At 40.7% G+C, this 12,823-nt stretch carries 13 protein-coding genes; 11 read left to right on the forward strand and 2 right to left on the reverse strand.

The window, feature by feature from the left end; all coding sequences use genetic code 11:
* Positions 1-33 precede the first annotated feature (33 nt).
* Positions 34-840 (reverse strand): hypothetical protein, encoded by an 807-nt coding sequence (locus J6I44_RS10320; RefSeq protein ID WP_265766017.1) that lies wholly within the window; start codon positions 838-840, stop codon positions 34-36.
* A 66-nt stretch (positions 841-906) separates the two neighbouring features.
* Positions 907-2,010, reverse strand: coding sequence for a serine hydrolase domain-containing protein (locus tag J6I44_RS10325; protein ID WP_265766018.1), 1,104 nt, complete (start codon positions 2,008-2,010; stop codon positions 907-909).
* 299 nt (positions 2,011-2,309) lie between these two features.
* Here J6I44_RS10325 and J6I44_RS10330 point away from each other — a divergent pair, with 299 nt between their 5' ends.
* The 11 genes from J6I44_RS10330 (at position 2,310) to J6I44_RS10380 (ending at position 12,813) form a co-directional block, all read left to right on the forward strand.
* Positions 2,310-3,836 (forward strand): serine hydrolase domain-containing protein, encoded by a 1,527-nt coding sequence (locus tag J6I44_RS10330; protein ID WP_265766019.1) that lies wholly within the window; start codon positions 2,310-2,312, stop codon positions 3,834-3,836.
* Positions 3,837-4,413: 577 nt separating this feature from the next.
* Positions 4,414-5,532: a sensor histidine kinase gene (locus J6I44_RS10335; protein WP_265766020.1), complete on the forward strand. Its 1,119-nt coding sequence runs from the start codon at positions 4,414-4,416 to the stop codon at positions 5,530-5,532.
* On the forward strand, positions 5,525-6,298 hold the full coding sequence (locus tag J6I44_RS10340; protein ID WP_265766021.1) for a LytR/AlgR family response regulator transcription factor: 774 nt from the start codon (positions 5,525-5,527) through the stop codon (positions 6,296-6,298). Before J6I44_RS10335 ends, J6I44_RS10340 begins: the two co-directional genes overlap by 8 nt.
* Positions 6,299-6,422: 124 nt before the next feature.
* Positions 6,423-6,911, forward strand: coding sequence for a YybH family protein (locus J6I44_RS10345; protein ID WP_265766023.1), 489 nt, complete (start codon positions 6,423-6,425; stop codon positions 6,909-6,911).
* A 19-nt stretch (positions 6,912-6,930) separates the two neighbouring features.
* A complete protein-coding gene (locus tag J6I44_RS10350) occupies positions 6,931-7,524 on the forward strand; it encodes a serine hydrolase domain-containing protein (RefSeq protein WP_265766024.1) in 594 nt (197 codons plus the stop codon).
* Positions 7,525-7,534: 10 nt separating this feature from the next.
* A complete protein-coding gene (locus J6I44_RS10355; RefSeq protein WP_265766026.1) occupies positions 7,535-8,020 on the forward strand; it encodes a serine hydrolase domain-containing protein in 486 nt (161 codons plus the stop codon).
* Between the two features lie 184 nt (positions 8,021-8,204).
* Positions 8,205-9,080 (forward strand): transposase, encoded by an 876-nt coding sequence (locus J6I44_RS10360; RefSeq protein WP_265766027.1) that lies wholly within the window; start codon positions 8,205-8,207, stop codon positions 9,078-9,080.
* Positions 9,081-9,329: 249 nt separating this feature from the next.
* Positions 9,330-9,614, forward strand: coding sequence for a type II toxin-antitoxin system Phd/YefM family antitoxin (locus J6I44_RS10365; RefSeq protein ID WP_265766028.1), 285 nt, complete (start codon positions 9,330-9,332; stop codon positions 9,612-9,614).
* On the forward strand, positions 9,615-9,917 hold the full coding sequence (locus J6I44_RS10370; protein WP_265766029.1) for a type II toxin-antitoxin system RelE/ParE family toxin: 303 nt from the start codon (positions 9,615-9,617) through the stop codon (positions 9,915-9,917).
* A gap of 237 nt (positions 9,918-10,154) precedes the next feature.
* On the forward strand, positions 10,155-10,916 hold the full coding sequence (locus tag J6I44_RS10375) for a metallophosphoesterase family protein (RefSeq protein WP_265766030.1): 762 nt from the start codon (positions 10,155-10,157) through the stop codon (positions 10,914-10,916).
* A gap of 415 nt (positions 10,917-11,331) precedes the next feature.
* On the forward strand, positions 11,332-12,813 hold the full coding sequence (locus J6I44_RS10380; RefSeq protein WP_265766031.1) for a serine hydrolase domain-containing protein: 1,482 nt from the start codon (positions 11,332-11,334) through the stop codon (positions 12,811-12,813).
* The last annotated feature ends 10 nt before the right edge of the window (positions 12,814-12,823 follow it).

Here is a 12,823-nt window from a genome sequence, read left to right on the forward strand (position 1 = left end):
AAATCTCAGTCGTTATCCAGTTCCATTTAGTGGTCAATCCCGGTAAAAGATATTTCGCTTATACCAGTTATCCCGATAAGTCTTTTCAATCCAGTTTCCATGTTCATCGTAGCGGTATTTCCAGCTTAAATCCACGTCCGTGGCTTTTGTGGCATCAAATTGGAAGCTTGTCGGCGTTCCCCGTTCAGAATAAAAAATTTGGTGGGTTTGGTACACATCCAGATAAAAAGCCCGGAGCTTGAGAGCTTCATTCCACTCCACAAAATATGCTCTTGTACTTGCTTTGCGATTGCCGTTTTTAATCACAAAGAGTTTTATATCGGCCCTGTTTTGATCCGCCAAATATTCAAAGTTATACTCAAAAAGTGTTCCATTTTTATCCCTCGTAATGGTTTTAAGCCGGTTTTCCTGATCGTAACTAAATTCAATTTTCTTCTCACCGGCTATATTTACATGCGACAACTGCCCATACTCGTAATAAAAATCATAATAATACCGAGACAACTCTCCGCCTCCGCGATCTACCTGGTACATAATCTGGCTTAAGCTTCCGGTCTCATCAAACCGATAAGCTACCAATTCATCCTGGCCGGCGATGTGGGAAGTAACTTCAATACGCTCTGCCTGCCCTTGATAAATCTGCGGGGCGTAATTGAGCAAGGCCTTTAAATTCCAATGCTTTTCGGTCAGCTCATAGCTAACGAACAGATCATGAATCAGGATTTGATTTAGTTTCTTCGTCCGCTCAACTTTTTGGGAAAGCTCAACAAGATTTGACATCGAACAGGATGTAAACAGCAGACCAAGGAGCAGGAATTGAATATTTGCAAATAGTCGCATGTGTAATAATTTCTGATGATTAATTAAAAAAGGGAACGGCGTCGCCAAAAACACTGGACCTTTATGTTATCGTTGATTCCGCATCTGATAATGAACAGTCAACGGAGAATCCGGATCTATAAGTTCAATAGCTTTTGGCATTGCTGATATCCCACGACTATGGGGCGCGTTGAAGAAGATGAGGAGTCCATCATGCGACTCTGGATAAAAATAGGCCAATGCTACCTCCGACCAATCACTGCCGCCATGCCAAACTAACTTATTGTCGCTAAAATCTAGTATACGCCATCCAAGTCCGTACCCCTGAGCCTGTGGACATTGACCGGGAGAAGCCAAATCACAATCAACCCATTCTGTTTTAGAATGTAATGTATTTCGCTCAGTTTGCATACTGTTTTTATATCCCTTCCCATTCATGATTGAAATCATAAAATTCGCATAGTCCTTCACAGTAATTACCATGTCATCAGCGGCTGAATACTCTCCTTCTTCACGGCACCAACCACTTGGCCGGCAATAATATCCATAAAAAGCCCCATCTCTATCCACCGGCCGCGCAATATTACTAAAATTCTCTTTTTGCACACTAAAGGAGACCCCGACCATACCTATAGGATCGAACACATTCTCTTGCACCAGTTTGTCGAAATCGGTATTTAATTTCTGCTCGGCATACCGGGCTACATATTCGAAGCCTTCTCCGGAATAGCCATAGGTAGTACCCGGATCATTTACAAAACGAAGCGTATTATCTTTTGAAAAAAAGCGCCAATTTCTGAATCCTGTTGTATGGGTAAGAGCCATACGCGGGGTTAATAACTCATGACGGGGATCATCTGTAATATCCGGGTCAACCCAATATTCCGACATTGACTCGTCGAGTGACAGTTGTCCATTATCTACAAGACGTAAAATTGTTTCCGTTGATACGGTTTTGGTAATGGAAGCTACGTCAAACTGCGTTGTTTCTGTTGCCGGTTTTCCCGGTCTTTCATCCCCATAATACCCCTCCCAGACGACTTCCCCATTTTTTACCACGGCTACCCCGGCTGTAACCAGATTATGTTCAGCGAGTAATTCAGAAAACGCTTGGTCAAGTTTTTCTGCCCGCTGCCGGGAAACCGGCGGAATATCATGATGAGACAGCGATTGGCATCCGCTTAAAGCCATGACAGTTATAAGGCTAATCACAGTGAAAGTTTTTATCATATACGTGATCCTTCCTTTAAGTATACTCATCCGGGACTTTGATTATGTTACTGTTGATATATCAAATGAGTAGACGGCTCTGTAAGCATTTTGTTACATTATTGAAGGAATAGTGTTATATAAAGACTATTCAACTTCGGCTGATACCCAACAATTTAAATAACCAGGAAACTTTGTAACCATTTTCTTTTGTAGGAGTAGATTAATAGTGAGATCTATTTATAGTGAAACACCAACTACAGACCTGCAAATACTTGCCTATGAGTAACACCGCTTTAATCCTGTCATTATTTCTTTTCATTAATTTTTCAGCTGCAGGTCAAGAGGCATCAACATTTTATTGCCCGCCCTGTGATTGCCAAGCCCATGAAGCAAACGAAGCGTTCAATGAAAGCGGCACGTGCCCCTATTGCGGGATGGTACTGATAGAGACCGAAAGTTCACCTGTCCCATCTATATCCTATCAAAAGCTACTGGAATACGAAGGCAAATATGAATACGTCTCGGGCTCAACATTAAAAATTATGGCTTCACCAATGGATACCACGCTTTATGCAGTTATTAACAATGCTAAATATCCGCTATCCCATGTTGAAAGAGATACCTTTTCCAATGTTCAAAATATCCCCGTGGCCTTTCAGAGAGATAACCAGGGCAACATCAGCGGTTATACGGTTAATGGTCAATCCTTTGGGCTAATTACAACTGATATTGAAAAATTGGTGATGTATCCCCGTAAAGAGTTGTTTGATCATCCTGAGGATTATACCTATCAGACTCCCGAAGAAACAAATGATGGCCTTGAAATCGGGAATATCAACAATGCCTTTAAAAAGCCGGTACTGCTTAAAGAAATGGTTAAAGAAACCATTAAAGGTGAATATCCCGATGTTCACAGTATTTTAATTTATAAAGACAACAGGCTGGTCCTGGAAGAATATTTTTATGGATATGACAAAAATACAAAGCATCAGCTGCGATCAGCAACCAAAGCATTCATCGGATCACTGGTAGGCCTGGCAATAGAAGCCGATGCAATCGGGAGCGAGCAGGATCAACTCTTGCCGTATTTTAGGGACGAATACGAGAGCTTTGAGCATATGAGCAAGCAGAAAAAAAGTATTACCATTCAGGACTTCTTAACTTATCGTCACGGGCTGGATTGCGAAAACAACAATCCCGAAAGTGCTGGCAATGAACAACAGATGATGGAAAATGCCGACTGGGTAAAATACACGCTCGACCTTCCGGTCGTCCATCAGCCCGGGGAATTATCATCATATTGTACGGGAGCGGCATTAACCCTGGGGCGGCTTATTGAGTTGGCAACGGGTCAAACGTTAGAAGCCTTTGCCAATGAACATCTCTTTACCCCTATGGGCATCACCAACTACGACTGGCGGTTTGCCCCTGACTCCACAAGTCGACAGACCTTTAGTCAAATGTACCTGCAGCCCCGAAACCTTGTGAAACTTGCAGTAATGTATATAAATGAGGGCCAATGGCAGGGCGACCAAATTCTTCCGGCAAACTGGGTGCAGAAAACATTTAACAAACATACGCCCGAATTTGGCTACTTATGGGAACACAAATATGTTGTCATTAATGGAAAACGATATACCTCCTACATGGCATCGGGTAATGGAGGCCAAAAAATAAATATATGGCCTGCCTACAACATGATTACCGTTTTTACGGGGGGAAATTATAATTCCTATGAACTGTATGGAAAAAGCACACCTCCGAATCAAATGATCCCGAAATATATATTACCGGCCCTTGATTAAGCTGGTGTTATACCCCGCACTTTATTAGTGCTATCCCGACCTATCCGGATATGCAAAAACGTCTTTCTTATTACAAATACCAGCACGGCGGGAGACAAGCTAGCCCCCCCCTACTTAGGTCACCCCGGCCGCTCACAGTCCTTCTTCGATTCTTCCAAGATATGATTATTTTACTTCCCTGAATTAATTATATGCACGGTGCTTATACCATATATAATGAACTCTTATATCAAAAAGAGTATGACTCATTAAACAATAACAAATACGCAATTAATAAAGAACTCATTCTATACGGCATCAAGAAGTTGGCCCCATTTAATCATGCTGTAACTTTTGAACAGAAGGAAAATGTAAGTCATCTATAACAACGATTCCAACACAGACCTGACCGCTGATTGCCATATTAAAAGTTGTAAGCTAACAGAAATTTAGCATTTTAAACTAATACCTGCCTATAGGATTACGCTGGTTAAACCGTGGGTCGTTATTCTATTAAAACATGCTTAGCTAAGTAAATATTAGTAACAATAAATCCATATCGTCAAAAACACTTTTTGGCTACAATCGCTTTCAGTGGTTGGCAATTATTAGCACCGTCTGGATTGTATTAGGACTCGTCTGTGCTGCACAAATATATTTCAAAAGCGTGTTGGCTGATGATGGGGCTGTTACCGTAACCAGAGCATTGAAATATGCATTACCGATTTGGATGATTTGGATTCCAGCTACTTATGGAGTTATTGGCCTTTGCCGAAGGTATCATTTCGGAAAGGATAATCGGCTGGAGAGTTTTTTTATTCACTTATTGGGTAGCTTTGGCTTTGCCCTTCTTCATATGGTATTTCATGCTTGGTGGTTGTTGGTCCGCTATTCTATTTCGGTTGAATTTAAATCAATGTCTGCTCAAACGATCCATTTGTTGGATGATATCTGGCTTCAGCTTGATCTGCTGGTTTATTGGGGAATCGTTGGCGCTTATTTTTCACTGAATTATTACGCCCAAAACAGAAAGCGTGAAATTCATAATCTCCAAATGGAATCTCAACTTAATGAAGCTAAGTTAACAGCCCTGAAAGCGCAGATTCATCCTCACTTTCTGTTCAATACACTCAGTGCCATTCAAACAATGGTAATGAAGAAAGGCACGTCAAAAGCTGTTGAGATGATCACAAAACTAAGTAATTATCTACGGTTAACACTGGAGGAAAATTCGAAACAGGTAATGACATTGGCCAAAGAGCTCGATTTTGTTAAACACTATTTGGCCATTGAGAAATATCGTTTTGGCGATCGACTGGATGTAAAGTACAGCATCGACAAAGAAACGTATGATTTGATACTACCCAGCTTTTTGCTCCAACCAATCGTAGAAAATGCTATCAAACATGGTCTGGCACCTAAAGAAGGTAAAATGCTGTTGGAAGTTTCTGCTAAAATGAAAGATAGTATGCTGGAAATCCGTATTTTGGACGATGGCGCTGGCAAACAGGCAAGTAACAGGCATACCCTTGGCACCGGACTTCAGCATACTGAAGAGCGCTTACAAAAAATGTATGGATCTCATTATAGTTTTGATTTCAGCTATCCTGAAACCGGAGGGTTTTTAGTAACTATCAAGATTCCAACTTTGGAGGAAAAATCTGATACTATTTTTGATGACAAAACGGTAACCTCAAGTTCTTCAAGTAATGATTAGAACTATAATCACGGATGATGAGCAATTGGTCCGAGAAAATATTCGAATGCGCCTTGCTGATCATAATGATGTAACAATCGTTGGAACGTGCACAAATGGCACAGAGACTATCCGAAAAGTAAACGATCTTCAACCGGATTTACTCTTCCTTGATATTCGGATGCCGGGCTATAATGGATTTGAAGTGTTAGCTGACCTAAAGATAAACCATAAACTCCAGGTGATTGTTATTACGGCCTATGACCAATACGCTGTAAAAGCATTTGAAGCTAATGCTGTAGATTATCTCTTGAAACCCATAAATACAGAACGATTTAACGAGGCGCTGAACCGTGTAAGAAAGAATCTCAATGATATTGATGTAAATGAACTGAAAATACTGTTGAAAAATCTGGAAAATCGAAAAAATAATTCTTTCTCCATCAATCAATCTAAGCGTCTGGCAATTAAAATGAAAAACAGGACCCGATTTATAGTTGTCGATGACATTTCGCACTTGCAGGCAGATGGGGATTATGTGAAAATAATGCTCGGTGAGAATCAAAAACCGTACCTCAAACGTGATACAATGAAACGCCTTGCCAAAAAACTGGCCCCTTCGTTTATACGAATTCATCGCTCCTATATCATCAACTCAGAAAAAATAGTAGAGACCATCCGCAGTAACACCGACGATTTGTACGTGAAGCTCAAGAGCGGTATAAAACTAAAGGTAAGCGAAAATTATAAAGCTGATTTAGAACGTTTACTACAAAACAGTTATTAGCACAAGGTATCCAGCGCATAAACACCCCCATCTGCCGATAAAAACCCCGGTTTCACAGAACCCATCTTCTTATCACCCATTGATTTTGCTATTCTTTTAGAAACATAATCTGAAAGACAAATCAATGCTAAAGAAAATCCTAACGCTAACACTCTTGGTGCTGTGGAACATCACCGGAAGTATGGCACAGTCACCCGAAACTGGAATACAACAAATATATCAACAATTCAGCAAAGCATACGAAGAGTTGGACCCCACGATGATAGCTCCTCTTTATGCGGAAGAAACTTATTATTTAACTCCTGATCCAGAGGAGGGCATCCGTAAAGGAAAAGAGGAAGTACTAAAAAGTTTTATCGGGACGTTCGAGCAGGCCCAAAAACGAGGTTCCAAGTTGAAGATGACCTTTAAGATTATAAAACGGAACCAGTCGGGAAATCTCGCATACGATGTTGGGTACTACAAATTTCAAGCTTTTCCAAAAGAAGGTGAACCCTTTAAGGCCGCAGGCAAATTTGTGACTGTCCTTCAACAAAATAATAACGGAGAGTGGCAATTTGTAGTTGATGCTTTTAGTAGCGCCCCTGTCAACCTATTTGAACAGATCAAATAATCCGAAAACTCATTTCCTCATGAGACAAAGAACGATACTCCCTTTTGCAACCCTCCTATTGGCTTCTCTTTCGGCCGAATTATATGCTCAACCGGCTACGCAATCGCCTATTTATCCTGATACAAGCTGGATGCAATATTCCACTCCGGAAGAAGCCGGATGGTCATCTAAAAAAATTACGGAAGTCAAAGCATTTGCTGATTCGCTGGGTTCTGATGCCGTAATGTTAATTTATAATGGAGCTATTGTAACTGAATGGGGACACAATACCGAAGTAGAATTTATCGCTTCTATCTACAAAAGCTTGTTCAATGCGTTATATGGCATTGCTGTAGAAGATGGCAAAATCGATACCTCATCGACACTTGGCGAACTTGGAATACAGGCTAACCCATCACTTTCTGAAACGGAAAAAGAGGCTAAGGTCATCCATCTACTATCAGCAAGTTCCGGGGTGTATCGTACGCCAGAAGGTCGTGGGCCGGTGCCCGGCAGTGCACGACCGGGAGAACGATGGTATTACAACGGTTGGGATTTTAATGCATTGGGTAGCATATATGAGCAAGAAACTGGAGAAGTAATCTTTAAAGCTATTGAAATAGTATATAGCTAAACCGATAGGCATGCAGGATTATGAAGCCAGATGGGGTCACTATTTTTCACAGCCATGGCGATCAGAACATCCCAGTTATAATATATGGATGTCGGCCCGTGACCTGGCACGTTTTGGTCTTTTATATTTGCGAAATGGTCGATGGAAAGGTAATCAAGTTATTCCATCCAGTTGGATTGAGACAAGTATCAAGCCCAGATTCAAATATGTTATCGGTAGGGAAATCCCAGTCCACTACGGACTATTATGGTGGATAAAAGGAAATGAACTTGAAAAGTATGATACGTTTCTCGCTTCAGGCACAGGAAGTCAGTCAATAATTGTTTTGCCCAAATTAGATCTTGTTTTCGTTCACCGTGCTTCGCGCGATTACAATCAAGGAGTCTATGGACTTGACGCCGAGAAAATCTTACTTCAACTTATTGATGCCAAAACTCAAAACGCTTCATCTAACCCCGAGTTGATACCTGTAAACTGGAGTCAAGAATCAGAATAAACAAAGAAACCTAACACGCGCATCAGGCTTCGAACCTAACGCTTAAATCAGCCCTTCCGCCGGTGGTATTGCCAAAAGCTAAATAGCATTCCAGCCGGGATTACTCCCAGGCTTTTAATAGCGTCAGGTTCCGTAATACAATGCTGGTATTATCAGCATACCATGAATAAAATGTGCATTTGTTATGGATACTACAACCCCCACGTCCTATCACCATTTTCTGGGCATTGATGTGTCAAAAGATACGATCGACTGTTGGTTGCGTCCCCGCGGGGAATACAGCCAATGGACAAATCGAGACGAAGGCTTCCAGCGCCTGCACCAGTGGCTCAAAGGCCACAACTGCTCCCAACAATATACGTTAATTTGCATTGAAGATACCGGCGTTTACAGCGACCAGATTAGCCCTACGCCTCCGCCGAAAGAGCCTGTCAAACAGCTGCAGCAGCTGTACGCCGAACGTCAGCGGATTATTAGTGCACGCAGTGCCACCCAAAATCGCAGCCAACAAGCCACCCACGCCCAGGTGCCCTCTGCGTTGCTCGAGGAGCAGTGGCAGCAACAACTGCAGCTATATAAGCAACAAATTGAACAGCTGGAAAAGCAGATCCACCAACTTATTACCACTCATCAGGGACTGAATCGATATTACCAGCTGCTGCTAAGCATCCCCGGCATAGGAAACGTCACCGCCTGGCTGTGGCTTACATTGTTTTACGGGCAGCAAAAGCTCAATCATAAAAAGATTGCCTCACGGTTTGGGTTTGCCCCGCACGGTCACCGCTCCGGCACCTCGGTACGAGGTCGGACCCGTTCCTCCGGGCACGGAAACAGCCAGATGCGATCCTGTATGACCATGGTTGCCCGATCGGTAAGCCATCATTACGAGCGGTTTGCTCGCTACAAACAACGGAAACTTGATGAGGGGAAGCCGTGGCCGATCGTCAGAAACAATCTAATTAACAAAATGATTAAAATAATCTGTGCTATCTGGAACAGCGGGCAGGCCTTCCGGAAAGATTATGAGTCTCGTTTTGATCGGCAAAAAAATGCGGCATAATACTTGACAAAGTCATAGCATTCAAGGGGACCCCAAGCGTGCCTCCCACCTACGCCAAGGCTTCGGCGGGCATGCCCTTGCCCACTTTGGCTTTTTAGCTCTCCGTTCTTTATTTAATAAATCAACATTCTTGCGCGTGCAACTTATCCGCAATGTCGTTAGAGCAACCTATTTGCATTTCGCTCGTTGTTAGTTTGTACTTTTCTTTGTACTATTTAAAAGTCACTTATTAACACAACCTATAGCGTTATGAAACGTGTCCAACTTGATAAAGACATTCAGCCGTTGTCCGAATTTCGGGCCAATGTAGCCTCAATGATTGAAAAAATTAAAACGGAACACCGTCCCCTTGTTATTACACAACATGGAAAAAGTTCTGCTGTATTGCTTGATGTGGGTGATTATGAGCAAATGATCGATACCATTGAATTGCTTCAGGAAATCAATCAAGCCCGTCAAGAGATTGAAGATGGCAAAGGTACCGAGCATGAAGACGTTATAGGTTCATTGAAGGAACGGTTGGGGAAAGCATAAATGCGTATTGTCTGGTCTCCTACTTCTCAATGGAAAATAGATAAAATTGTAGACTATATTTCAAAAGATAATGTAGATGCTGCATTGGCGTTGGTTGAAGAGTTTGAAAAGCATGTCCAGCATTTGAAAAAACATCCTCGTTCAGGCCAAATGGTTCCAGCCCTAAATGATGAAATGGTCCGGCAGCTTGTGGTTCAGACAAATTATTTGATCATCTATGAAATCAATCAGAATCAAATCGATATTTTGACTATTCGTCACGCCAGGCAAGATGAAAATGAATCTGATATTAAGCCTGAATAAAGGTTGCTCTAACCTACGCATTAACTCGGACGCACCTCGCCAATTCTTTTCCACCCTTGGTTTTGATACTCTTCTTTAGTTAATTGCTGATTCAACACTGAAACGTGTCCAGTTATACGCTAGTCGGTTAGGCATGCTAAATCATTTCAAGCAATTAAAAAAACTTGTGAAAACTAATTACAGCATGTACACTTCTATTCTCAACAAGCTTCATAAACCTAACTCTTTTCCTATTATATGCGTGTTGCTGTGATATATGACATTCACGGAAACCTTCCGGCTTTAGAGGCTGTGCTCAATGAAATCAAAATGACTAATGTCGATTGCATCATTGTTGGCGGAGATGTGATTGCTGGTCCTATGCCCACCGAGACTTTATCGTTATTACAGAATGTTAGTATTCCTACACATTTTATTTATGGTAATGCAGAATCTGAACTTTTAAGACACTTAGCTGGTAAAAAGCCACAAGGGCTATCAGAGCGAGCAGATGAAGCGACCTTTTGGACTTCGAAACAACTGACCAAAGACCAAAAGCATTTTATATCGCAGTGGCCTGCAACTTATGAACTAACTTTAGATGGGTATGGAAAAATTCTTTTTTGCCATGCCACGCCCCACAGCGATATTGTAGTTTTTACTAAAAATACGCCGGAAAGGAAATTAGTAGATCTCTTTGAGGGACAAAACGCAGCTTTAGTTATTTGTGGGCATACCCATATGCAATTTGACCGAAATATCGGGGGGCTTCGGGTAGTCAATGCCGGAAGTGTGGGGATGCCGTTTGGTCATACAGGAGCTGATTGGCTTCTCATCGATACTGAAATCGAGTTCAGGCATACTAGCTATAATATTTCGAAAGCGGCTAAGAAGTTAATACAATCTAACTACCCTCATGTTGAGGATTTTTTAACAAACAATGTATTAGAACCACCATCCGAGACGAAGGCTCTCGAGATGCTCTCTCGGTTGGAGGCGATAACAGCTGATAAAGAGTAAGTAGCTTCCTAAGAAGTTCATCAAGTAGGGATTGTAGAATGCCCCTGCCTGGCTCCTAAGATATGTCGTTATGTTTTTCTTGGAGATGAGCCCTTCGTCGAGACGCTTTTGTTGGTATAAATTAAGGTTCTCAAAGTTAGGGCTGTTTTCTTGCAGTGTCATTATTCTTCACTGGTTTCTTCAACCCAAAAGACTGTTTATTATCTTGCTTCATATCCTTTAGTTCTTATCCGTCCCCACCAAAACTCAAGAAACATCCAGCCATAAAAAATTGAGGGATGAAATAGTTTATTTAAGCTATTTCATTAATCGATTCTTATTTGTTTGATAAGTATTTACATCAACTCTGCAACTACTCATACCTAAATCCCGTAGTAGTGGGCAATTAACAATCTAAATTGTAATTAAAATCATTATGAAGAAACTATTTTGGGCAATAACAATCATTTTATTGATGACTAATTCATCAATAGCCCAAACAAAAAACACAAGCAAATTCCCAAAAGCACATCCCCAATTTTCCTCAAAATTTGAAAACCAATTAAAGAACATCTACAAAGAAAATGCATTATTTGGCGATTTTATTTTTGCCATGGTTGATGAAAATGGATTGGCTTATTCATTTGCTATCAATAGAGCGATTTTAACTGGCAAAAAATCGTCTCTAAATAATAATTCCCCCATATATATTGCATCCAGTACAAAATCATTCACAGGAACATTACTCAAAATATTAGAACAGAAAAAGGTACTCAATTTAAACAAATCACTTAATGATTACCTTCCTCAACTAAATTACAATGACAGTATAGACACCAAGAAAATAACAATTAAAAACCTTTTAAATCACACTCACGGCACATTTAGCACAAGTATGACGTGGAAAACAGCCTTTTTGGGATATAGTGGTAAAAATGAAGAGTTAATCAACGATTTAAATACTGACTTCCTTTTTGACCCATCAGCTAGATTTCGATATTCAAATGTTGGTCCGATCATTGCCGGTATGGTCGTGGAAAACGTAAATGATAAAACGTGGAAAGATGAAATGAAAGACTATATTTTCACACCATTAAAAATGGAAAACACAAGTGCATATGTTAGCGATTATGAATTAAAAGATATTCGTCCATCACTTACCATTTCCAAAGACAAAGGAATCATTGAAAAGGGCTTTTACAAAGAGGACATCACAATGCACGCATCAGGAGGGGTAATTTCAACTGTAAATGACCTTTCAAAATGGTTAAGTGCAAATATTAGAGAAGATAGTATTTTACTAAATAAAAATTCTTGGTCAGAACTTCATACTTCAACCACACCCCAAGACAAAGAATACTTCACTTACCACCGCTTGGGCTACAGTTTAGGATGGGATATTGCTGAATACCAGAATGAAAAGATTTTGACACGTTTCGGAGGTTTGGCAGGAATAAGTTTCCATATCTCATTTATGCCAGAGAAAAAAATTGGGGTTATTGCTTTCTCGAATGACAACAGAGCTTATTTATTGCCTCATTTAATGGCAGATTATGCTTACAATCTAATAAACGCATTACCTGCAGACAGTATTTTCAAGAGTGAAAAGCCAAAATTTGATGATAGTTTTGAACGTGAGAATCAAATCTCATACCCTAACGATTCGCAAATTCTATCTGCAAGCAATGAAAATGACAAGATACTAGGCACATATCAAAATGCGGAAAATTGGCCGACCATTTCCATTGACAAAAAGGATAATTACTACATTTTTAATTGGGGCATAGTAAATGGCAAAATCTATGAAACCGAAGAAAGTGGTTACTCTAGTAATTTGGGAGTTCTAACAAGGGATTTTGAAATAACAAACGATACCCTTTTGACAGGCTCATTGATTTACAAAAAGGCGAAGGAATAAAAACTGCATA

Origin of the sequence: Fodinibius salsisoli, assembly GCF_026229185.1 — a bacterium.
GTDB classification, from domain to species: Bacteria; Bacteroidota; Rhodothermia; order Balneolales; family Balneolaceae; genus Fodinibius; species Fodinibius salsisoli.